The organism is Mesorhizobium sp. WSM4820 (assembly GCF_055811075.1).
In genome coordinates, this window is sequence record NZ_JBVVQN010000010.1 from 165070 (window position 1) to 186455 (window position 21386).

General features: G+C 63.5%; 23 protein-coding genes and 1 pseudogene. 16 read left to right on the plus strand and 8 right to left on the minus strand.

Annotated features, from left to right (window positions below):
* The first annotated feature begins 73 nt into the window (after positions 1-73).
* Positions 74-1843, plus strand: coding sequence for a cation:proton antiporter domain-containing protein (locus AC0L2R_RS17940; RefSeq protein ID WP_473510573.1), 1770 nt, complete (start codon positions 74-76; stop codon positions 1841-1843).
* 246 nt (positions 1844-2089) lie between these two features.
* Entirely contained in the window at positions 2090-2428 is a 339-nt protein-coding gene (locus tag AC0L2R_RS17945) for a VOC family protein (RefSeq protein WP_473510575.1), read from the plus strand.
* Between the two features lie 25 nt (positions 2429-2453).
* On the opposite strand, the gene AC0L2R_RS17950 is transcribed toward AC0L2R_RS17945, so the two are convergent.
* Positions 2454-2819 (minus strand): VOC family protein, encoded by a 366-nt coding sequence (locus AC0L2R_RS17950; protein WP_473510576.1) that lies wholly within the window; start codon positions 2817-2819, stop codon positions 2454-2456.
* Between the two features lie 148 nt (positions 2820-2967).
* Between AC0L2R_RS17950 and AC0L2R_RS17955 the strand changes: the two genes are divergently transcribed.
* Both AC0L2R_RS17955 and AC0L2R_RS17960 read left to right on the plus strand, forming a co-directional pair.
* A complete protein-coding gene (locus tag AC0L2R_RS17955) occupies positions 2968-3279 on the plus strand; it encodes a hypothetical protein (RefSeq protein WP_023799082.1) in 312 nt (103 codons plus the stop codon).
* Positions 3280-3289: 10 nt separating this feature from the next.
* A complete protein-coding gene (locus tag AC0L2R_RS17960) occupies positions 3290-4180 on the plus strand; it encodes a sigma-70 family RNA polymerase sigma factor (RefSeq protein WP_473510578.1) in 891 nt (296 codons plus the stop codon).
* A 26-nt stretch (positions 4181-4206) separates the two neighbouring features.
* On the opposite strand, the gene AC0L2R_RS17965 is transcribed toward AC0L2R_RS17960, so the two are convergent.
* Positions 4207-5304 carry an AraC family transcriptional regulator gene (locus AC0L2R_RS17965; protein ID WP_473510580.1) on the minus strand — a complete coding sequence of 366 codons (1098 nt, stop codon included), beginning with the start codon at positions 5302-5304 and terminating at the stop codon, positions 4207-4209.
* A gap of 76 nt (positions 5305-5380) precedes the next feature.
* Here AC0L2R_RS17965 and AC0L2R_RS17970 point away from each other — a divergent pair, with 76 nt between their 5' ends.
* A complete protein-coding gene (locus AC0L2R_RS17970; RefSeq protein ID WP_473510582.1) occupies positions 5381-6493 on the plus strand; it encodes a DUF1330 domain-containing protein in 1113 nt (370 codons plus the stop codon).
* Between the two features lie 56 nt (positions 6494-6549).
* On the opposite strand, the gene AC0L2R_RS17975 is transcribed toward AC0L2R_RS17970, so the two are convergent.
* Positions 6550-7707, minus strand: coding sequence for a sulfite oxidase (locus tag AC0L2R_RS17975; protein WP_473510583.1), 1158 nt, complete (start codon positions 7705-7707; stop codon positions 6550-6552).
* A 254-nt stretch (positions 7708-7961) separates the two neighbouring features.
* On the opposite strand from AC0L2R_RS17975, the gene AC0L2R_RS17980 reads away from it, so the two are divergent.
* The 3 genes from AC0L2R_RS17980 (at position 7962) to AC0L2R_RS17990 (ending at position 11112) form a co-directional block, all read left to right on the plus strand.
* Positions 7962-8594: a DUF1326 domain-containing protein gene (locus AC0L2R_RS17980; RefSeq protein WP_473510584.1), complete on the plus strand. Its 633-nt coding sequence runs from the start codon at positions 7962-7964 to the stop codon at positions 8592-8594.
* 8 nt (positions 8595-8602) lie between these two features.
* Entirely contained in the window at positions 8603-9502 is a 900-nt protein-coding gene (locus tag AC0L2R_RS17985) for a DUF2182 domain-containing protein (RefSeq protein ID WP_473510586.1), read from the plus strand.
* A gap of 92 nt (positions 9503-9594) precedes the next feature.
* Positions 9595-11112, plus strand: coding sequence for an FAD-dependent oxidoreductase (locus AC0L2R_RS17990; protein ID WP_473510587.1), 1518 nt, complete (start codon positions 9595-9597; stop codon positions 11110-11112).
* A 131-nt stretch (positions 11113-11243) separates the two neighbouring features.
* Here the strand turns inward: AC0L2R_RS17990 and dinB are convergent, their stop codons facing one another.
* On the minus strand, positions 11244-12485 hold the full coding sequence (dinB, locus tag AC0L2R_RS17995) for a DNA polymerase IV (protein ID WP_473510589.1): 1242 nt from the start codon (positions 12483-12485) through the stop codon (positions 11244-11246).
* 320 nt (positions 12486-12805) lie between these two features.
* Positions 12806-13264: a GNAT family N-acetyltransferase gene (locus AC0L2R_RS18000; protein ID WP_091598943.1), complete on the minus strand. Its 459-nt coding sequence runs from the start codon at positions 13262-13264 to the stop codon at positions 12806-12808.
* Between the two features lie 206 nt (positions 13265-13470).
* Between AC0L2R_RS18000 and AC0L2R_RS18005 the strand changes: the two genes are divergently transcribed.
* A complete protein-coding gene (locus AC0L2R_RS18005) occupies positions 13471-13998 on the plus strand; it encodes a hypothetical protein (RefSeq protein ID WP_473510591.1) in 528 nt (175 codons plus the stop codon).
* 31 nt (positions 13999-14029) lie between these two features.
* Here AC0L2R_RS18005 and AC0L2R_RS18010 read toward each other — a convergent pair whose 3' ends face one another.
* The gene (locus tag AC0L2R_RS18010) at positions 14030-14398 is read right to left on the minus strand and encodes a hypothetical protein (RefSeq protein WP_473510592.1); all 369 of its coding nucleotides are present in this window, start codon (positions 14396-14398) and stop codon (positions 14030-14032) included.
* A 193-nt stretch (positions 14399-14591) separates the two neighbouring features.
* On the opposite strand from AC0L2R_RS18010, the gene AC0L2R_RS18015 reads away from it, so the two are divergent.
* Positions 14592-14894: a hypothetical protein gene (locus AC0L2R_RS18015; RefSeq protein ID WP_023799072.1), complete on the plus strand. Its 303-nt coding sequence runs from the start codon at positions 14592-14594 to the stop codon at positions 14892-14894.
* A 177-nt stretch (positions 14895-15071) separates the two neighbouring features.
* Positions 15072-16187 (plus strand): annotated as a pseudogene (locus AC0L2R_RS18020) (IS481 family transposase); the annotation flags it as partial.
* A 272-nt stretch (positions 16188-16459) separates the two neighbouring features.
* On the opposite strand, the gene AC0L2R_RS18025 reads toward AC0L2R_RS18020, so the two are convergent.
* Positions 16460-17155 (minus strand): XRE family transcriptional regulator, encoded by a 696-nt coding sequence (locus AC0L2R_RS18025; RefSeq protein ID WP_023799071.1) that lies wholly within the window; start codon positions 17153-17155, stop codon positions 16460-16462.
* Between the two features lie 460 nt (positions 17156-17615).
* Between AC0L2R_RS18025 and AC0L2R_RS18030 the strand changes: the two genes are divergently transcribed.
* From AC0L2R_RS18030 to AC0L2R_RS18045, 4 genes are all read left to right on the plus strand, one after another.
* Positions 17616-18008 carry a hypothetical protein gene (locus AC0L2R_RS18030; RefSeq protein ID WP_473510593.1) on the plus strand — a complete coding sequence of 131 codons (393 nt, stop codon included), beginning with the start codon at positions 17616-17618 and terminating at the stop codon, positions 18006-18008.
* Positions 18009-18119: 111 nt separating this feature from the next.
* Positions 18120-18602: a DUF6456 domain-containing protein gene (locus AC0L2R_RS18035; RefSeq protein ID WP_473510594.1), complete on the plus strand. Its 483-nt coding sequence runs from the start codon at positions 18120-18122 to the stop codon at positions 18600-18602.
* 196 nt (positions 18603-18798) lie between these two features.
* Positions 18799-18969: a hypothetical protein gene (locus AC0L2R_RS18040; RefSeq protein WP_473510595.1), complete on the plus strand. Its 171-nt coding sequence runs from the start codon at positions 18799-18801 to the stop codon at positions 18967-18969.
* A 118-nt stretch (positions 18970-19087) separates the two neighbouring features.
* Positions 19088-19360, plus strand: coding sequence for a DUF2285 domain-containing protein (locus tag AC0L2R_RS18045; RefSeq protein WP_473510597.1), 273 nt, complete (start codon positions 19088-19090; stop codon positions 19358-19360).
* Between the two features lie 286 nt (positions 19361-19646).
* Here AC0L2R_RS18045 and efp read toward each other — a convergent pair whose 3' ends face one another.
* Positions 19647-20213, minus strand: coding sequence for an elongation factor P (gene efp / locus AC0L2R_RS18050; RefSeq protein WP_473510598.1), 567 nt, complete (start codon positions 20211-20213; stop codon positions 19647-19649).
* 129 nt (positions 20214-20342) lie between these two features.
* Between efp and epmA the strand changes: the two genes are divergently transcribed.
* A complete protein-coding gene (epmA, locus tag AC0L2R_RS18055) occupies positions 20343-21386 on the plus strand; it encodes an EF-P lysine aminoacylase EpmA (protein WP_473510599.1) in 1044 nt (347 codons plus the stop codon).

The window sequence follows — 21386 nt, forward strand, 5'->3', positions numbered from 1 at the left end:
CCGGGTCCATTATCTCTGGCTCGTGCAACGCTTGACCCGAGCGCCAAACGTGGCCGGAAACCGGATTGGGAAGATGCCTCAGGCGCCACTTATCGCAACCCTTGTCGCCGGCCTCGGACTCGCCTTCATCCTCGGCACGTTGGCGAACCGACTTCGCCTGTCGCCGCTGGTCGGCTACCTCGTGGCTGGTGTCTTGATTGGCCCGTTCACGCCCGGCTTCGTTGCCGACCAGGCGCTGGCGCGCCAACTCGCCGAGATCGGCGTGATCCTGCTGATGTTTGGCATAGGGCTGCATTTTTCGCTGAACGATCTGCTGTCGGTAAGAAAGATCGCGCTTCCCGGCGCTGTCGGTCAAATGGCTCTGGTGACCATGCTCGGGCTCCTCGTGACGCAGGCGATCGGCTGGCCGATCGGAGCCGGAGTGGTGTTTGGGTTGGCCCTGTCGGTTGCAAGCACAGTCGTGGTCCTACGGGCGCTGCAGGAAATGCGGCAGCTCGAAACCGATGGCGGACGCATCGCAGTCGGCTGGCTGGTCGTAGAGGACCTCGCCATGATCCTCGCGCTCGTGCTGTTGCCGGCCTTCGCAGGCGTGCTCGGTGGCAATTTCAACGGGGCAAACCTTAACGGCAATGACCTGTTCAAATTGTTTGAGCCGCAGACCATCTGGAGCGCGCTCGGGCTGACGCTGGGCAAATTGGCGGCTTTCTTCGCGATCATGGTTGTCGTCGGCCGACGTGTCATTCCGCCGATCCTTCACTACGTTGCTCACACTGGCTCGCGAGAGCTTTTCCGTTTGGCCGTGCTGGCGATCGCCCTTGGTGTCGCTTTCGGGGCAGCCGAGCTGTTCGGCGTCTCGTTTGCTCTTGGGGCGTTTTTCGCAGGAATGATCCTTGCCGAATCCCAGTTGAGCCAAAGGGCCGCTCAGGAAACACTGCCGCTGCGCGACGCATTCGCCGTGCTTTTCTTCGTCTCCGTCGGCATGCTGTTCAACCCGATGATCCTGGTCGAGCAGCCGCTGCTCGTCGGCGTGACATTTTTGATCATCGTCATCGGCAATGCCACGGCCGCATCGGCCATCGCATTGATGTTCGGCTATCCGTCCTACGTGGCCCTGACACTCGGCCTAAGCCTGGCGCAAATCGGCGAGTTCTCCTTCATCCTGGCGGGACTAGGTGTCGACCTCGCGCTTCTTCCAGAGGCTGGACGTGACCTGGTGCTTGCCGGAGCCATCCTTTCGATTCTCGTCAACCCGCTGCTGTTTGCGGTGTTGGATCGGCTGACGCCGTGGCTGAAAGCACGAGAGCGAACCATTGCCACGCAAGAAGGCAAAGCCGAACCGCCAGAACTCGCGGCTACCAGCCTGACAGACCACGCGGTGCTTGTCGGCCATGGACGGGTCGGAAGCCTGGTCGCGGAGACGTTGCAAAAGGCAAGGCAGCCGTACCTGGTGATCGAGGAACGGCAAGTGATAGTAGAACAGCTGCGCGCCCGCGGCGTTGATGTCATTGCGGGAAATGCCGCCCAGCCGGGCCTGCTTGAGGCGGCCAACGTTGCCTCAGCCCGGTGGTTGATCAGCGCCATTCCCAATCCGTTCGAGAGCGGCAATCTCATCGAGCAAGCCCATGCCATCAATCCAAAGCTCGAGATCATCGCCCGTGCGCATTCCGATGCCGAAGTGGATTACCTGAAGAAGTTCGGCGCCGACCTGATCATCATGGGCGAGCGGGAGATCGCGCGCGGCATCTCGGATCACATTCTGAGCCGGATCGATGCCCCAGCCGCCCCGGTCGCCGACCAGAGCCAAAACACGCGCCAGGTCGACCCAAAGCCGATGGCCGGGTAATGGCGGCAGCTGCGCCAACAGCATCTCCAGCTTCTTCCGCTGATAGCGTGAGGTCTGGCAGGCGTCGGTCTTTGAAGCAACGCCGGGTTCCGGCACCTGCAATCACGGCCGGCCGATCTATATCCAACTGAAGCTTGCCGATATCGAGCGGCTGTGTCGACGGCGGAAACGTCGTTTGCAACGGCAATAGCTTGTTTGTTCGCATCACTTTCAGGGAGATAAGGAGCCATGATTTCCGGCGCACACATGATCATCTACAGCACGGATGCCGAGGCAGACCGCGCATTTTTTCGCAATGTCCTACGTTTTCCAGCAGTCGATGCTGGCGAAGGCTGGTTGATCTTCGCATTGCCGCCGGCCGAGATTGCCGTTCACCCGGCCGCCGAAGTCGACAGCCACGAAGTCTATCTCATGTGCGAAGACATCAATGCTACGGTCCAAGAGCTGAAATCGCACGATGTTGAATGCACTTCGGTCACCGATGAAGGCTGGGGCCTGCTCACGCATGTCTCGCTTCCCAGTGGCGGCTCGCTTGGCCTTTACCAGCCGAGGCATGCTTTGGCGCACAAAGCCGGGGCTGCTTAAGTGCCCGCTCTCCGGCTGCACCCGCTCATTGGCTGCCGATCACCATGCGGTTGCCCTCGCTGTCGCGAAATTCCGCCACCGTGCGGCCTGGCTGCCAGGGCGCCTCCTGCGGTTCGGTGATGATCTCGACGCCGCCCGCCTTCAACGCCGCGATCGTCGCCTCGACATCGTTGTCGACCAGCACCAGCACCGGCTCCGCGCCTGGCGTGTCGTCGGCGCGCCTCACGAAATGCAGGTTCGTCACGGCGTCGGGAAATTTCAGCTCGATCCAGCGCCAGCCGCTATCGCCCATCTTCTCGTCGGCCGTCACCTTGCAGGCGAAATGCCTGGTGTAGAACGCCTTGGCGCGGTCCTGGTCGAATACCGGCAGTTCGGCAAACTGGATGTGCATGGTCGTCGCTCCTGCTCCTCGATGGCTGCTGCCTAGCCGTCCGCCGGTGGAAGTCGATCCGGGCGGCCGAAAAAATTTATAGCGTGCGAGAATCTTTTCGGGAACGCGAAACGTCTTCTGCTCAGACCAACCATTCAGGAGACGAACCATGGGCTACAAACTCATTCGCTACAGCGTGAAAGACACCGGGCTGGAAGAGAACCGCGCGCTGGTGGCAAAAGTGTTCGAGACGCTGGATGAAACGGCGCCGCAGAGCGTGCGCTATCTCGTGCTCGAACTCGACGACGGCGAGTTCGTCCATGTCGTCGGCGAGGGAAATGACACATCCGCGCTGACCGGGCTTGCGGCCTTCGAGGCGTTCACGCAAAACCATGCGGAACGGCGCTCGACGCCGGTCAAGCGGTCGCCTGCCAAAATCATCGGCAACTACCGTGTGCTTGAGGAGAGCAAGGCCGGATAGAATGGACGCCATGATCCAACCGAAATTCGATCGGCCGGCGCTGGAGTCGATGCTCTCCGGGTTCCGCCCAAAACTGCACCGCTACTGCGCCCGCATGGCCGGCTCGGTGATCGACGGCGAAGACATCGTCCAGGAGACGCTGGTCAAGGCGCTGCAGGCGGTCGACGGCAGCATGGCCGTCGAGCGGCCCGAGCAATGGCTGTTTCGCATCGCCCATAATGCCGCGCAGGACTATCTGCGCCGGCGCCATCGGGAAAGGTCGCGCATGACCGAGACCGACATGACCACGATCGAGGATCCTTCCGGCAGCGCCGACGCAAGGCTCGCTGCGGCGGCCGGCCTGCGCAGCTTCATGCAGCTCTCGGTGGCGCAGCGCAGCGCCGTGATCCTGGTCGACGTGCTCGGCCTTTCGCTGCATGAGACCTGCGAGGTGACCGGCGCGACGCTGGCCGCCACCAAGGCGGCGCTGCATCGCGGGCGGGCGCAGTTGCGCCTGCTGGCGTCGCAGCCTGAGCACGTCGTCGCGCCCAGGCTCGACGCCGATGACGAGCGGCGGCTGCGCCGCTATGTCGATCTGTTCAACGCGCGCGACTTCGACGCGGTCAGGGCGCTGATCGCCGAGGATGTCCAGCTCGAATTGGTCAGCCGGCTCCGCATGCGCGGCAAGGCTGAAGTGTCGACCTATTTCGGCAATTACGAGCGCATCAGCGACTGGGCGCTGTCGCTGGGTTTTGTCGACGGCCGGCCGGCGATCCTGATCCGCAACCCGCAGGAGCCGGACGGCGCGGTGCGCGGCTTCATGCTTGTCGAATGGCGGGAGGAGCGGGTCGTCCAGATCCGCGATTTTCGTTATGCGCCCTGGTGCCTGATCGATGCCGAGATCAGCACGATGGAGGGGTAGGGGGAGGGTCGGCCTCCGGCCGCCCGCTATCCGCGCCGGCCGTCGCGCCAGCCAGCCGGCGAGACGCCCGCGAGCTTCTTGAAGCTCCGGCTGAAGGCCGCTTCGGACTCGTAGCCGACATCACGCCCGACCGCCGAGACTTTGGCCAGCCCATCAGTGAGCAGTCGTGCGGCCAGTTGCACGCGCCATCGCGTGAGATACTGCATCGGTGGGCAGCCGACGAGACGCGTGAAGCGGGCCGCGAGGACGGACCGCGAGACGCCGGTTTCGCGTGCGAGTTCTTCAATTGTCCAGCCACGCGCCGGATTCTCGTGGACAAGCGCAACAGCCCGGCCGACGGCGGGGTCGCGCAAGCCGGCCAGCCAGCCGGTCTGCTCCGGCGGCAGTGCCTCAAGATGGCGGCGAACGACCTCAACGAACATCAGCTCGCTGAGGCGCAGGCGGATGCATTCAGCGCCTGGCCGTTGAACGGACACCTCTGCCAGCGTTAGCTCGATCAGCCGGTCGAGCAGATCGCTCGGTGCGCCGGCCGCGCGCCGGATGCGTATCAGCGGAGGCAGGGCCCCGAGCAGAGGATTGAACGGCCGTGCATCGCAGCCAAGGAAACCGCAGACATATCTGGTCAGGAGGAGGCCGTCGCCACCTTCGTTGATCACGAAGGGCAGTTGTCCGGCCGCCATGGCGCGAAAGAAATCGAGCGAATCTTCCGGGCTCAAACCTGATCGCACTCCGGGCGCACTGCACATCGCGTACGAATCCTCATGCGGGATCACAAGTATGTCGCCTTCGGCAAACTCCATCGGCGGATCGTCACCGATGCTGACCGAGCCCGATCCTTGGGTGATGATGTGGTAGGAAATCACATGTTGGGCGCGCGGCAGGATAAGATGCGCAAATGAACCCGCCCGCGGCACTTCCACGCTCCAGGGCGAAGAGGCATCGACCCAGAAGAAAAGCGCGCCGGTGAGCTTTACCACGCGCAGCACATCCGAAAGCACATCCTTGTCCGGCGCGGCCGAAGGTGCGGCGTCGGCAACGATCTCTTCCGGTGGCCGCCCAGGCGATCGCGCCAGAACGGACGCTGCAGCAAGCGATTGAGACGCTGGGTCATGGAGCGTGCCCATGGCAAAGTCTACTATGCGCCGAACAGTATATCCACCGCGCATCCCGTGGAGTCCATGCGATCAACGGAGGTCGGCCATGTCTACCTATTGCTTCTTCGACGTGCGTGAAATCACCGACCAGGCCAAGGTCGAGCAGTATCTGGCAGGGGTCTTTGCAACGGTTGAACAGTATGGAGGGCGCTATCTGGTGCTGGGAGGGAAATCCGACCTTGTCGAAGGAGACTGGCAGCCGGTCTATCCGGTCATCGTCGAATTTGCCGACGGCGAGCATGCCCGGCGCTGGTATTCATCGCCCGAATACGAGCCGCTGAAGGCGCTACGCGTCGCCGGAACCCGATCCAACGCGGTGTTCCTTGAAGGTGCAACGCCGGGATTGGAGCAAGCGGCGGCCCAGACCCGCCGGGGCAAGACATCGAAAACTCCGGCTGAAATCTACGACTCACTGTTCGTTCCAGCGCTGTTCCGACAATGGGGGCCTATCGTCGCCGCCGAGGCTCGAATAGGGAGGGGCGACTGCGTCATCGACATTGCCTGCGGTACGGGTGTGCTGGCGCTCGCGGCCCTCGACCGCGTTGGCGCGGAGGGCAAGGTGGTCGGGCTTGATCCCAATCCCGATATGCTTTGCGTTGCCCGCCGCAAAAGCACTCGCATCGATTGGCGAGAAGGGCGCGCCGAGCAGATCCCTTTCCCGGATGAAAGCTTCGACGTCGCGGTCAGCCAGTTCGGCCTGATGTTCTTCGACGATCGAGCAGCCGGACTGAGGGAAATGATGCGCGTGCTTAAGTCCGGCGGCCGGCTCGCCGTCGCGGTCTGCGGACCGCTCGACCAGTCGCCCGGCTACGCCGCAGTGGCGGATATGCTTGAACGGCTGTTTGGAGCCGACGTTGCGAACGCGTTCCGCGCGCCCTTTGTGCTCGGCGATGCGGAGTTACTGCGCTCGCTCTGCGCGAAGGCAGGCATAGAGCGTGCCGAGGTGAAGCGACACCGCGGAACGGTCCGTTTTGCCTCGATCGAGTCGCTGATCTCGACTGAAAGAGCCTGCATCTGGACGTTGGGCGGGCTTTTGGACAACGAGCAGTTCAAGCGGCTCCTGGAGGAGGCCGAGCGGGCACTTATGCCTTACGTGACAGCAGCCGGCGCCGTCGCTTTCGACATGCCGGCGCTCGTCATCACGGCATCCAAGGACTGACGCTGGCGACCAGTCTGCGATCAGGCGCTGCCTGCTTCACCTTCCCGCAAAGTTTATCAAACGACACGCACGCGGCGCGTCACCTGGCCATTGCTTTCCCAGTATGTGTGTTTCTTGGCAATCAAGGGATCGTCCATTGCCGGTTGAACCTGTCCCGTGGTGCTGACCGCGCGCGAGGTCACCGTGTGTTCTCCAGGCGACGGATTTGGCCAATCCAGGGACCAGATCTTCCAGGCGTGTTCGGCCTCCTCGCTGCGGTCGATGGTCGCCGGTGCCCATGGCGCTTGATCGATTTGCACTTCGACCCGATCGATCGGTGCCCCCCAGGCTGCTCCAATGATGCGGTAGTCCGAGTCCTTGCGGGTGACCTTCGCGGGCGCGGACTTGATCAGCGCTCGCCCGACTGAGTCCTCGGTCCACACGGTCTCGCTATTGCGCTCTTCCTCGCGGATGGTGACATAGTCACGGGCCATCAGAAGGCTCATGAAGCGGGTGTCGCGCACCTCGATGCGCTCCAGCCACTTGACGTTGGCGATGCCGTACCAGCCCGGAGCAATCAGCCGCAGCGGAAAACCATTGGCCGCCGGCAAGGCGGCTCCGTTCATTTCATAGCAGAGCAGATTGTCTGGGTTCGTCGCTTCGGCAAGCGACATGCTGCGCGCGAAGTTCTGCTGCATCTTGACGTCGCGGATGGCGACCTCGCCGGTGTCAGTGCCGAAAAAGACCACCTCGATGCCATCTTCCAGAACGCCGGCTTCCTCGAGGATCGGGGCGAGCGGCGTCCCTGCCCAGCGGGCATTGCCGATGCCGCCGGTGAAAAACGGAAAACCGTGGTTGCCCGAGCATTCTACTGTGAAAACGACCTCCTGGCGCGGCAGCGCCTTGATGTCGGCGAGAGTCAGTTTCAAGGGCTTCTTGACCAGGCCGCCGATCTCCATCGACCATGTCTTCTCGTCGATCGTTGGTCGATTGAAATGCGAGATGCTGAAGAACTTGTCGTTCGGCGTTATCCAGCTATCCAGATCCTCCCAGACAAGCTGCTTCTGGATGCCGACCGGATCGGGATTTTCGGTCGGCTGGTCCAGCCACCGAACAACCTCCTCGCTCGGCCGTGTTGGAAAAGCGTAAGCCCGACGCGAGGTATAGAGAGCAGCAATTGCGGCGAGGGCAGCACTTCCCTGAACAAGAAGTTCTCTGCGTTGAAGATCAGGCATGTTGTTTCCTCCCAGTTGATCCGGAAACAGGCTGCAGGTGCCTTAGGCCGCAGCCTGAACACGGATAAGCGCAATGAACGTTTGCCCCACCCGGAGATTATCCGGACAGGTCAACAATCAGCGGCGCATCTCAAACATGTGAAGCCTTGGACGAAACTCTCGCTTGGGTTTCGCCTTTTTGAGGGTGCGCCTTTGAGAGGGAAGAGTCCAGGTGTATGATGATGGTCTAATGTTTCGAGATCAGGGAGGACAGTATGACGTCTTGGGAAATCAAGGGACGCGAACTTGTCAATTGCACCTGCGAATATGGCTGCAACTGTCAATTCAATGCGCTGCCCGACAAGGGCCATTGCCATGCCGTGGCCGGCATCCAGATCGATGAAGGTCATCATGGCGAGACCGTTCTCGACGGCCTGCGCATCGCCGCGATCTTCAAATGGCCCGGGGCGATCCACGAGGGCAACGGCGAAGCCATCGCTTTCGTCGACGAGAAGGCAACCGAGCGGCAGCGTAACGCGCTGCTGCGCATCATGACCGGCCAGGACACCGACCCGTTCGCGACGATGTTCGCCGTCTACGCCTCGACCGTGACAAAAATGAACGAGCCGGTCTTCACCAGGATCGATCTCGACCTCGATGTCGACGGCCGAAGGGGCCGCATCTTCGTCAAGGACTACATCGAAACGGTCGGCGAACCGATCCGCAACAAGGTGACGGGCGCGGACTCGCGCGCCCAGATCGTGTTGCCGAACGGCTTCGAATATGCGGTCGCCGAGATCGGCAGCGCTTCGAGCACAACCAGCGGGCCGGTTCAGGTGACCACCAAGGACAGTTACGGCCAGTTCGCGCGGCTGCATCTCAACAATCACGGGGTGGTGCGGGCCTGACGCGGCGCATGAACGGCGGGTCGCCACTGGAACGGCTGCTCAGACGCGACCGCGTCATCACGATTGCGGGCGTGGTGGCGCTGTGCCTGCTGGCCTGGCTTTACATCGCCGCCGGCGCAGGGCTCGGCATGAATGCGTGGGAGATGTCGAGGCTCGCGTTATTCCCGCACCTGCAAACTCCGAACATGACATCCGATATGACCTCTGACATGCCCGGCATGGACATGTCTGGCATGGATATGTCCGGCATGGGCATGAGCGCGATGGCGACGGAGCCGCGGGCCTGGGGGGCCGCGAACTGGGCGCTGATGATCGCCATGTGGTGGGTCATGATGATCGCCATGATGTCGCCGAGTGCGGCGCCGACCATCCTGCTCTATGCGCGCGTGCATCGCCATGCGCTGGCACAGGGTCAGATCCAGGACAAGCTCGCGCCGACCGGCGTGTTCATGGCAGGCTACCTCCTGGTCTGGCTGGGGTTCTCCGTCGCGGCCACCGCATTGCATTGGCTGCTCGAACGCGAAGCCTTCGTTTCGGCGACGATGATGAGTTCGCAAAGCCGCTGGCTTTCAGCCATCGTCCTGATCGGCGCGGGGATCTATCAGCTCTCGCCCTTCAAGAACGCCTGCCTGTCGCATTGCCGGGCACCGACGGCGTTCCTTGCCCGCCACTGGCGTCCCCACGCCCTTGGCGCGCTGCGTCTGGGCGCATTGCACGGAGCGTTTTGTGTCGGATGCTGCTGGATGCTGATGGCGCTTTTGTTCGTGGGTGGCATCATGAACCTGGTGTGGATTGCCGCGCTCGCCATTCTGGTGATGGTTGAAAAGGCGTTTCCTGCCGGCCCGTGGGTTGGCCGGGCAGCTGGCATCGCCCTGATCGCCTGGGGCAGCGCAACGCTTTTGGTCTGATGCCAAGCTGCCTCTGTCGGCATTCAAAGGCGTCGAGGAACTTTGAATCCTCGCTTCCGTTTACCGAATATCGTGGATGGGAGGTTCAGCCGATGAATGTCAGCCAGGAAAGGACTGTATCGCTCTGGGCGGCGACCGAAGTCGTGCCCGATGCGGTGCCGCTCGGGAAAAGCGAACAGGTCGATGTCGTGGTCGTCGGGTCTGGGATTGCCGGACTGTCGGTCGCCTACGAACTGGCCGTCGCCGGGCAAAAGGTGGCTGTCCTCGATCGCGGCCGGATCGGAAGCGGCATGACGGCTCGCACCACTGCGCACCTGTCATCTGTCTGCGACGACTATTTTTCGGAGCTGACCAAATTGCGCGGCGAGGATCTGGCGCGGATTTTTTACCAAAGCCAATCGGCCGCTATCGACCATATCCAATCCATCCGGGAGACCGAGCGTATCGCTTGCGATTTCCGGCGCCTTGATGGCTTTCTCTTTCCGGCTTCCGGCAGCCAGGAATCCGATATCACGCGCGAACTGGACGCCGCTCTGAAGATCGGTGTCGAGGTCGAGAAGACCAGGGGCGTGCCATTTGCAGGCTTTTCGGATGTGCAGGCCCTTCGATACGCCAATCAGGCGACCTTCCACCCGCTCAAATATCTCCGCGGGCTGGCCGCGGCCATCCGCGCGCGCGGCGGCGTGCTTTATGCTGATACTATCGTCGAAAAGGTCGAGGAGACTGATGGCGGCGTGCGTGTAACCACGGTTTCAGGCTTTACCGTGTCTGCCAGATCGGCCGTTGTCGCCACCAACTCGCCGATCAACGATCGGGTCGCGCTTCACACCAAGCAAGCGCCCTATCGAACCTACGCGATGTCGTTCGAGATCGCGCGCGATACCATACCGGATGCGCTGTATTGGGATACTGAAGACCCTTATCACTACGTTCGGCTTCAGCCTGGCGACGGTCGGACCGACTTCCTGATCGTCGGAGGTGAAGACCACAAGACAGGACAGGCCGATGATGCCGGTGACCGTTTCGCGGCCCTGACGGCCTGGACCAAAAGGCTGGTGCCCGATGTCGGCGTGGAAATCAACCGGTGGTCCGGGCAGGTGATGGAGACCGTCGATTATGCGGGGTTCATCGGCCGCAATCCTGGCGACAGCCGCGTCTTTGTGGCGACCGGGGATTCCGGCCAGGGCATTACCCATGGCGTTGTCGCCGGCCTGTTGATTTCAGACCTGATTCTGAAGGAGGAAAGTCCCTGGCGCGAACTCTACGAGCCGTCGCGCAAGACGGCAGGCGCGATCGGCGATTACCTGTCGGAGAATGCGACAGCGATCAAGAGTTTTGCCGAATATATCGCGCCCGGCGAAGTCGATTCCGTCGACAAGCTGCGATCGGGAGAAGGTGCCATCGTCCGCGAAGGGCTCACAAAAATCGCCGCATTTCGCGATGATGACGGCACGCTCTACAAGCGCTCGGCCGCATGCACGCATATCGGCTGCCATGTCCACTGGAACTCGCTCGAGCGCTGCTGGGATTGCCCCTGCCACGGCTCGCATTTTGCAATCGATGGCACGGCCTTGAACGGACCGGCGGTGGCGCCGCTGGGAAGCGAGTAGGGCAGCAGGCAGTAGGCAGTAGGCAGTAGGCAGTGGGCAGTGGGCAGTGGGCAGTGGGCAGTGGGCAGTGGTGAGGAAGCCATTCCAGCGGCCATTCCCCTACTCCCCTACTGCCTACTGCCTTCCCTTACTTACAATTCCTTCTCGGCCAGCTCGCGAAACGCGTCGGGGACCGACCGCGACAGTCCGAGCGCGACCGAGGCATAGCCGACCGCCTCCCAGCCGAAGCGGTCGCGGATCTTGTCGATGGCGCGGTCGGCGGTCCAGCGCGCCGCACCCTTCCTGGTGCCGGGGCGGAGGCGGTCGTCGTCGAGGCCGAGCGGCAGTTCCAGCTGCAGGGCCGGCTGCTTCTCCAGATGCGAGACGGCGATCGCCAGCAGCGAAATGGTCTTTTCGTGCGGATGGTCGACAAGCACCTTGCGCACCAGCGCCTCGGCGATCTCGGCCAGCATCGCGGTTGCCGAAATCGGCTGGTCGAGCGTGATCGAACGCGTCACCGAGCGCAGATCGGCAAAGCGAACGCGGACCGTCACCGTGCGGCCGGGCCGGGATTTCGCCCGCAGCCTGGTGGCGACCCTGTCGGCCAGATGCAGCAGGGTGGGCACGAAGATTTTTGCCTCGGCCGGTTTCCTGCCGAGCGCCGATTGCGCGCCGGCCGATCGTGCCCGGCGCTGCGTCTCGAGTTTTCGCGGATCGCGGTTCCAGGCCAGCGCGTTGAGTTTTTCACCTGCCGCCGGGCCGAGCAGACGCTCCAGCGACCCACCATTGGTCTTCGCCAGTTCGCCGATGGTGCGCACACCAATGCCGGCCAGCCGCTCCCTGGTGACCGGACCGACGCCCCACATCAGCTCGACCGGCAGATCGTGAAGAAACTCCAGCTCGTGGCGCGGATCGACCACTACCAGCCCGTCGGGCTTGGCCACCTGCGAGGCGATCTTGGCCAGGTGCTTGGTGCGGGCCACGCCGACCGAGATCGGTAGCCCGAGCTCCGCCCGCACGCGGCGGCGGATGGTTGTCGCGATCTCGGCCGGCGGGCCGAACAGATGGGTGCAGCCAGCGACGTCGGCAAAGGCCTCATCGATGGAAATCCGCTCGACCACCGGGGTGAAATCGCCGAGCACTTGAATAGCCGCATCGCCGAGCCGCTGATAATCCTTGAAATGGCCGCCGACGAAAATCAGCCCGGGGCAGAGTTCACGCGCGCGCCGCCCCGGCATGCCGCCGCGCACGCCAAAAGCCTTGGCCTCGTAGGACGCGGCCAAGACGACGCCGCCGCCGACGGCGATCGGCTTGCCGCGCAGGGCGGGGTCGAGCAACTGTTCGACCGAGGCATAGAAAGCGTCCAGATCAGCGTGGAGGATGTTGGCTTCCATCCGGCCCGTCCGCCCGCGGCGGTTCGAACGCCGCATTGTCCTGAGGGTGGGGTTTTGTATGGAACATAAAGAGAACAAATTGGGCGGATTGTCAAGGCGCGTGGGGGCAGGTGGAGGGCAATCGCTTCAGGTTTGCGCTGCCCAATCCGCTTACCTTTCCAGCGTTGGTGGTTGGCGAAAACTGAAGCGGCTGCTGTCCCCTTGCAGGGGAGATCGGCAGCTTCGCCGGCGACACCTACCCCGGAATCTTTGAGAGCCCGGCAGGCGGACGAGGGGCGGCGCCGACTTCAAACGATTGGCCTGACGGCAGGTGCCGCGACCTACAACCCCATCTTGTAGCCGAGATGGCTGGCGGTGAAACCGAGGCCCTCGTAGAAAGCGTGCGCCTTCTGTCGGCTCTTGTCGGTCGTGAGCTGAACGAAGCTGCAGTTGTGCGAGCGGCATTCTTCAACCGCCCATTCGATCATCTGCTTGCCGACGCCGCGAGAGCGCCATTGCCGCGCGACGCGAACGCCTTCGATCTGGCCGCGCCAGGCACCTCTCCTGGATATACCCGGAATGAAGCTGAGCTGCAGGGTTCCAATCACTTGCCCGGCTTCGACAGCCACGGCCAGCAGCTGGTTGGGATCGGCATCGATCGCGCTGAAGGCATCGAGATAGGACGGCGCGAGCGGCGTCGACGCGTCTTCGCGACCAGCGCCAAGCGCATCGTCGGCAAGCAGCGCGACGATCGCCGGCAGGTCGGGCGCTTGCGCGCGACGGAATTTGATCTCGCTCATCGAGTGGGAGACATACGGCGCGGGCTTGGTGACGGCAAGTGCGGGTTGAGCGGCGGCGTCCTTGCGCATGACCATCTCGAGGACGGCGAGCTTTGCGCAAGACTGTCTGTTCTCGGACACGACGCTTCAAATCTAACGGCTTCTGAGCGAGATTCTTAAGAAGAAGAGGCATAGAAGACTGCACGCATTCGCCAAATGGGGTTGCCTTGGTCAATCGATCCGTCATCGCCAGCGTCGTGCTAACAGCGGCCATTTTAGTGGGGATGCCTGCAACGGCGGCAGCCGGTGCATCGTTGAAACCAAAAGACGGGCAGGCCGGCACCTGGACGGTCGAAGGTGAGTGCAAGCGCCTTGTCGCCCGCAATGAGAAGCTCGGTTGCACTGGTGAGGTCACGCGGACGAAATTCTCCGATGGGACAATTACTTTCAGGTTTTCCGACGGTGAGAACTGGCTGGTCTTTCGTACGAAGGAGGCGACGGCCCGGCTGTGGCAAGGCTACAAAACCATTCTCGACGTCGATGGCGTTGCCTTCGGCCCAGTCGGCAGCGCGCCTGAATTCATTACCAGAATAGCGGGTGCGGGATGCTCGTATGGGGCTCCTTATTTCGGCCAGGCCAATATAGATTGCAGGGCCGTTGTCGATTTCCGGATGTGGGCTGCGGCGGTCAACACGGACGGGCGGCTGCCGGTGCCGGATAGCCAATATATTCCGCCAACGCGATCCGCACCGTAGCTGTCATTCGCAGGTTTCGCCGACTTCCAGCCTACGCCGCCTGCCGTGCCCAGAGGCGGTGGCCGTAGCGGCGGAAGAAGCGCGCCAGCAGAAGCTGCTGCCTGGCGCGGGCGAGATCGGCGCCGCGCCTTTCCTGGCGCCAACGCGGCATGTTGCGATAACAGGCAATGAAGCGGGCGGCGTCCTCGAGCGCCTCTTCAGCCGATTGCGCCGGGCCGATCGCCGCCAGGAACAAGGCCTCGCCGAGCTTCAGCCGGTCGACCAGCGCCTTGCGCTGGCCATGGCCGAGGCGCGCCCGGCCTATGCCGTCGCGGCGGATAGCGGCGAAGGCGGCGAGCATCGCCGGGCTGTCGCTGGTATAGCCGCAATCGCGGGCGAACTGGGCGGAGAGGGCGTCCATCTTCGTCTCCTTGGCTGGCGGCGGCGCGACGGAGACCCGGTCCCGTCGCCGATTCATCTGGGATATCGCATATAAGCATAACTCAAAAAATCGCACAAGTTAAACTTTTGCATGGCTTGAGCGGAACCGACTCGACTCTTCGGGAAAAACCCCTAATGTTGTGAACAAAACAGGAACTGAGGCATCAGGGACGATGGCATTGCCGGGCAAGGAAGCAACGATCGCCGAGGTCGTCTCGATCGCGGTCGAGTGTATCGATTGCGGTCGAAACAGATGGTGGAAGCCGGCCGAGCTGAGGCGTTTCGGGGTGACCGCGCAGACGCCGCTGGCGGCGCTGTCGGGGCGGCTTCGCTGCTCGGCCTGTCGCGCCGATGGCCTGCCGGGCGCGGCGGTCTCGATCCAGGCGGCGTTCATCGACGAGCGGCAGCAGCGCCGCGCCGAGGCGCGGATGCTTGGCGAGCGCGAGGTTCCGCTGGAGCGATCCAGGCGGGCTTGATGGCGGCGATCCTTGACCGGCAGGGTTATCGCATGGGAAGCCGAGGCTTCGAGGCTTTCGCTCTACGATGTACCCCCCACCCCTAGCCCCTCCCCACTGTTTGGACCGGAGACATCGCGAACAGGTGTGCGAGGACATCGCGAACAGTTTTGCGCATTGTGCGCGAGGGGGTTCGGGATGCCATTCAAGGACAGAAGTGCGATGAAGCAGAAGTTGGAGTTCGTGAGGCTGGCCTCGGCGGAGGGGGCGAATGTGAGCGCGTTGTGTCGGCGCTTCGGCATCGGACGGACGTGCGGCCACAAGCTGCTTTTGCGCTATCGGAGCGAGGGCGAGGCAGGACTGGCCGAGCAGTCGCGGCGGCCGCGATCGAGCCCGGCGCAGTGCGCGCCGGAGGTGGAAGCGGCTGCGCTTTCGGTGCGTGCGGCGCATCCGGCTTGGGGTGGACGCAAGATCGCGCGCGTCATCGCCCGCGACGGCATCGGCACGCCCGCGGCCTCGACGGTGACCGGCATCCTGCGCCGCAACGGCATCGAGCTGGGCGCGCTGGGCGGCGGGGCCCAGCCCTTCATCCGCTTCGAGCACGAAGCTCCCAACGATCTGTGGCAGATGGACTTCAAGGGCCACGTCGCCTTGCGTGGCGGCCGGCTGCATCCGCTCACCGTGCTCGACGACCATTCGCGCTTCTCGATCGCGCTGTCGGCCTGCGCCGATCAGACCACCGCAACCGTGAAGGCCCGGCTGATCGCCGCCTTCCGCCGCTACGGCCTGCCGTGGCGTATCGCCACCGACAACGGCCCGCCGTGGGGCGACGGCGGCCGCAACAATTTCACGCTGCTCACCGTCTGGCTGATCGAGGCCGGCGTCGCCGTCAGCCATTCCAGGCCTTGCCACCCGCAGACGCTCGGCAAGGACGAGCGCTTCCATCGCTCGCTCAAAGCCGAAGCGCTGCAGGGACCGCCCTTTGCCGATCTCCCCAAGGCCCAGGACGCCTTCGATCGCTGGCGTCACGTCTACAACACCGAGCGTCCGCACGACGCGCTTGGCGGCGCCGTGCCGCTCGACCGCTACCGCGTCTCGCAGCGCCAGTATCGCGAAACCGTCGTCGAGCCGTTCGACTATGCCAAGGACGATCTCATCCGCCGCGTTCAGCAGCATGGCTTCGTCTCCATTCTCGGCCACAGCGTGCGCCTGTGCAGGGCCTTCGCCGGAAAGTCCGTCGCCTTTCGCCCAACCGCTGCCGACGGCGTCTTCGACGCCTGGTTCAGACATCAGAAAATAGAGACCATCGACCTCAATGCCCTTGCAATAGGATGGCAAAACTGTTCGCGATGTCCTCGCACACCTGTCCGCGATGTCCCCAGTCCAAACACCCACAAGGGGGAGGGAGACTCCGTTGGCGCTGACCTCGGCAGATTGCCTGACTCGGCGCTAAGGGAAGTAAAGGCGCGGCAGTATTCCCTCCCCCTTGTGGGGAGGGTTAGGGTGGGGGTCCTCTTCACAAGAGTCCCTATTGCCCCTGCCGGCGATGCCGTTGCGGGGAGAAGGAGCGCTCCGCCGCCGCCGCCCTAGTAACCCAGCAGTTCCTTGAGCGGGATGACGCGCCAGACGTGTTTTATCGCGTAGCGGTTGAAGGTCAGCGACTTCGGCGGATTGTACTGCTCGACGACCAGCTCGGCGGCGGTCCGCTTGACCAGCTTTTTGATGAAGGCCTTGCCGTTGCGCTCGTTTTCCTCGGGAAACATCTCGATCACCACGTGGTCGCCGGGCACGGCGTCGCGGCCGCCGCAATAGAGCATCTCACCGGGCTCGTAGCGCGGCACCATCGAGTCGGAGAGCACGTGCAGCGCGAACACCTTGCGCAGATGGGCGATGCCGGGCGGGCGCTGGACATAGCCGGCGACCTCGCCGTTGAAGGTGAAGTCACCGTCGTCCCCGCCGACCGCGGCACCCAGAAGCTCGATGTCCATCGGGCCGGCGGGCAGGGGGGCGGCGTCGGTGACGATCTCGGCGTCGGCGACATTGTCGGCGTCGTCGAGGAAGACGACCTCGCCCTTGCCGAGCGCCACCGGGTCGACGCGCAGGAAGGCGGCGGTCTTCAAAAGGTTCTCGGTTTTCGGCAGGTTGCGGCCGGTTTCCCAATTGCCGACAGCGGCGACGTCGGTGTCGTTGTGCTCGGCAATATGGCGCATCACCAGGCCGCGCTGCTTGCGCGCCTTGCGGATCGCCGCCCCGACCTTGATCGACAATGAGGTTTTCGCCATGGCGCCATCTGAAACATAAGAATCGGTTTCGTCCATGAAAGAATAGCTGGCGTAATTTTTTGAGTTATGCTTATATATAGCCATGCACAAGCTACGCTCCATCTCGCTTTCCCATCCGTCCCGGCTGTCCTCCTCCCCGGCCGGGATGAAGCCCGAGGCTCGCGCCTCGGATCCGGTCGCCCTGCCGTCAGCGGCGGCGACCGGAACGGCCGGAGCCGTCTCCTCACGGCTCCGGCCCCGAATTTCGGCGCGTGCAATGCGGACCTTTCGTGCATCCGCACCGAGGACGGCACGGTCATCGTCTTCGAGCGGCGCACGGGCAGGGCGGTTTCCCCTGGGAGAGGTAATCGGCGACGCCGCGCCGCCCCTCACCTGCCTGCCGGCATCCTCTCCCCGTGAACGGGGAGAGAGGGCAGCTTCGGCATCTACGCAACCCTTTCGACCTCGATGGAAGAACATCATGCCCGCCTATACCGACACAAAATTGCAAAGCATCGCCCGCACGCCGGCCAGGCTGGCGCCGCCGGTCTGGCTGCCGCAGCGCCCGTTGGTGCGCGAGATCCAAGGGCCTGACGGCGAGGCCCTCAAGCTGCCGTCGCCGCGCCCCGCTGCCGCCGTCGGGCGCCAGCCGCATGTCGCGGCCATGCGCTTCATCGACTGCCTGTTCAACCGCTGCCGCGCACCGCTCGACCTGACGCTCGAGCAAAATCCCGAAAACGACGCGCCCGGCAGCCGGCCGGCACTGACGATGCTGTGCTGCGGCTTGCGCACGCGGCCGCTGAAAAGCTACTGCGCCTATCACGCGGCGCTGTTCTGCGACCATCGCCGTACGGCTCTCGCGGACGCAGCGTGAGCGGCATCGGTCGAGAGTCTTCTCGCCAAGCACGGCGGCCCGGTTCCTCGCCCCCGCTGCGCGGAGGAGCCCAGGTTCTGCGAAGGCAGCAATGAAACGAGGAGCCAACAGATGAGCAAGAAGACCGCCCAAAAGGCCAAGCCGCCCAAATTACCCACTGATGAGGCCGAGCAGGTGCGCATCCGTAAGCAGGTCGGTCATGATTTCGCGCTGAAGGACGATGCCTTTGGCCGCAAGCGGCTGGCGACCGGCACGCTGGAGGCGAGGCGCGTCTATGAGGTGTCCAATAGCGGCCACACCGCGACCGGCGGCATTGTGCGGGTGCGCAACGTCGACCCGCTGACCGGCATCACCTCGCTGTCGCGCCAGCAGCGCGAGGCGGGCATGCGCTACCGCGAGGATTTTCGCGTCTCGGCACAGGACGGCGTCAAGCCGATGGCGCTGACCGAGCGCGTCGACGGCGGACGCATCGGCGGCGGCGTTGCCGACCGTATCCTGTCCGCCGGCCGCGCCTATGCCGACGCCACCAGGGCGCTTGCGCATTGGGAGGTGTCGGTCGTGGTGCAAAAGTCTGCTGCGCCGGCGAAACGGTAAAAAGCCTGGCCGAACAGACCGGCGAGCCGCGGGATGTGCTGTCGAAACTGCTCAAAATCGGGCTGGACTTGCTGGCGGTGCATTACGGCATGATGCTGATGCGGCGGCCGCGGTGAAGGGGCAAACGGGGCGGGCGCTACGAACTTGTCATGCCATCAGAGGCTGCCTACCTGACCAAGAGATGTGAGGGTTGGCAATGCGTTTCATGGGCGTTGTTTTGGGGGTAATCTTAGTGATCGTCGGCATTGTTGCGGCAACGGCGGCTGTGTTCAGCACCCATCCGATTTTTAATGTCTCGCTTGTCTTTGCGCTTTTGTTTGCCGCCGCAGTGCTATGGCCTCATCTAAAGCCCCAGAAGCGAAAGTAGCTAAGCCGCATCCTGATTTTCGGGGCGCGCAGCAAACCTGGATCGGCCAGCGTCCTCCAATTGAAGGGCGCGGGTTTCCCGACGGACTGTTACGCTGCGCCATTGCTGGTAGATCACGATGCCAAAGATGCCGCTAAACGCTCATTTCGCAGATACGGCGCCGACGTCTTCGGTGCTGACCGCGTATGATGAGCACTGCATGCTGACTTACATCCGGCTGCTCGATGCTTCGGCGGACGGGGCAGATTGGCGCGAGGTCGCCCGCACCGTCCTGCATATTGATCCGGTGCAGGAGCCGGAACGGGCATTCCGGGCTTGGGCGACGCATCTGGCGCGTGCCCGCTGGATGGCCGGCAAAGAGACGATCGGCACGACAGACGGCATGGAATGACGGTGGAGATTTTTCGTGGAACTGCCATCACGGTCTGCCCGTTTAGATAGGAAACCAACTGGGAAGCGCCCGATGAACCCTTGGCAAATCAACACGTTGGAGGCCTGCTGCCTGCTTGCCGTCCCGCTGTCGATGATCCTTACGGTTCTGGTGGCGGGTTTTATCCTTGGCTGAGTCTGCACCGTTTCAGTAAAGGAGACGGTACGCATCGCGCCACCGGCGCGAGTTGCGCCTTGGCATTCATCGCGCGCGACACCTTCAGCGACGACAAAAATGATCCTGCCTCTCAGTCCTTGGCGCGCTCCACATAGGCGCCATCAGCCGTCATCACCACCACGCGGGTGCCGGCGGTGATGTGCGGCGGAACCAGCGTCCGCACGCCGTTGGACAGCGTCGCCGGCTTGTAGGACGAGGATGCCGTCTGGCCCTTGGTCACCGGCTCGGTCTCGACCACCTCGAAGGTGGCGCGCTGCGGCAGCACCAGCGAGATGGCGATGCCGTTGTACTGCGAAATCTGCACCGCCATGCCTTCCTTGAAATAGGGCGCCATCTCGCCGACCACGCTTTCCGGCACCGCGACCTGGTCATAGCTTTCCGGATTCATGAAATGATAGCCTTCGGCGTCGTGGTAGAGGAAGGTATGCTCGCGCTCCTCGACATAGGCCCGCTCGACCTGCTCGGTGGTGCGGTAGCGCTCCGAGACTTTCACCCCGTCGGAGATGCGGCGCATATCGAGCTGGGTCACCGGCGTGCCCTTGCCCGGATGGATGTTTTCGGCAAAGAGGATCACATAGAGCTTGCCGTCCTTTTCGACGACATTGCCTTTGCGTAGGGAACTGGCGATGACCTTCACGGGCTTTATTCCTAACAGCGTTGACTGGCCTGGGAGCGCCGAATGGCGCAAATCGGCTGCGGGAGCCGTTCGGTGCGGCCTAGCGCATCTTGGCGGCAATCGCCAGTCCTCGATGCAAATCCTGTCGTCATGACCGCCGCCTCGCCCTGGTGGACGCCCGATGTTCACGCCGACCGGCGGCCGCGGTTGATCCTGCGCAACGCCATCACCGCGGCCGTGCGCGACTGGTTTGCCCGCCGCGACTTCGTCGAAGTCGAGACCGCGGCGCTGCAGGTCTCGCCCGGTAACGAGGCGCATCTGTCGGCCTTCGCCACCGAGGCGATCGGCCCGGATGGGCAGCACCAGCCGCTCTATTTGCACACCTCGCCGGAATTCGCCTGCAAGAAGCTGCTCGCCGCCAGCGAGAAACGCATCTTCAGCCTGAGTGCGGTCTATCGCAACCGCGAGCGCGGCCCATTGCACCATCCGTCCTTCACCATGCTCGAATGGTACCGGGCCGATGACACCTACGACAGCCTGATGCAGGATTGCGCCAGGCTTGTTGCGCTGGCCGCCGAGCGCGCCGGCACGAAACGCTTCGCCTTTCGCGGCCGCGAGGCCGATCCGTTCGCCGAGCCGGAACGGTTGAGCGTCGCCGAGGCTTTTATCCGCTATGCCGGCATCGATCTGATGGCCACGGTCGCCGCCGACGGCAGCACCGATCGCGAGGCGCTGCACGCGGCTCTGGTCCAGGCGGGCTTGCGCACCGCGCCCGACGACAATTGGGCCGATCTGTTCAGCCGGGTGATGGTGGAAAAGATCGAGCCGGCGCTGGGGCAGGGGCGCGCCACGATTCTTTACGGCTATCCGATTTCGGAGGCAGCCCTTGCCCGGCCGGGCGCCGATGACCCGAGGACCGCCGAGCGCTTCGAACTCTATTGCTGCGGCGTCGAGCTGGCCAATGCGTTCGGCGAACTGACCGACGCCGACGAGCAGCGCCGGCGCTTCATCCTCGAAATGGACGAGAAGCAGCGCATCTACGGCGAACGCTATCCGATCGACGAGGATTTCCTCGCCGCACTGGCCATCATGCCGCAGGCAAGCGGCGCCGCACTCGGCTTCGACCGGCTGGTGATGCTGGCGACGGGGGCGGGCAGGGTCGAGGATGTGATGTGGACGCCGGTGGCGGGGTGA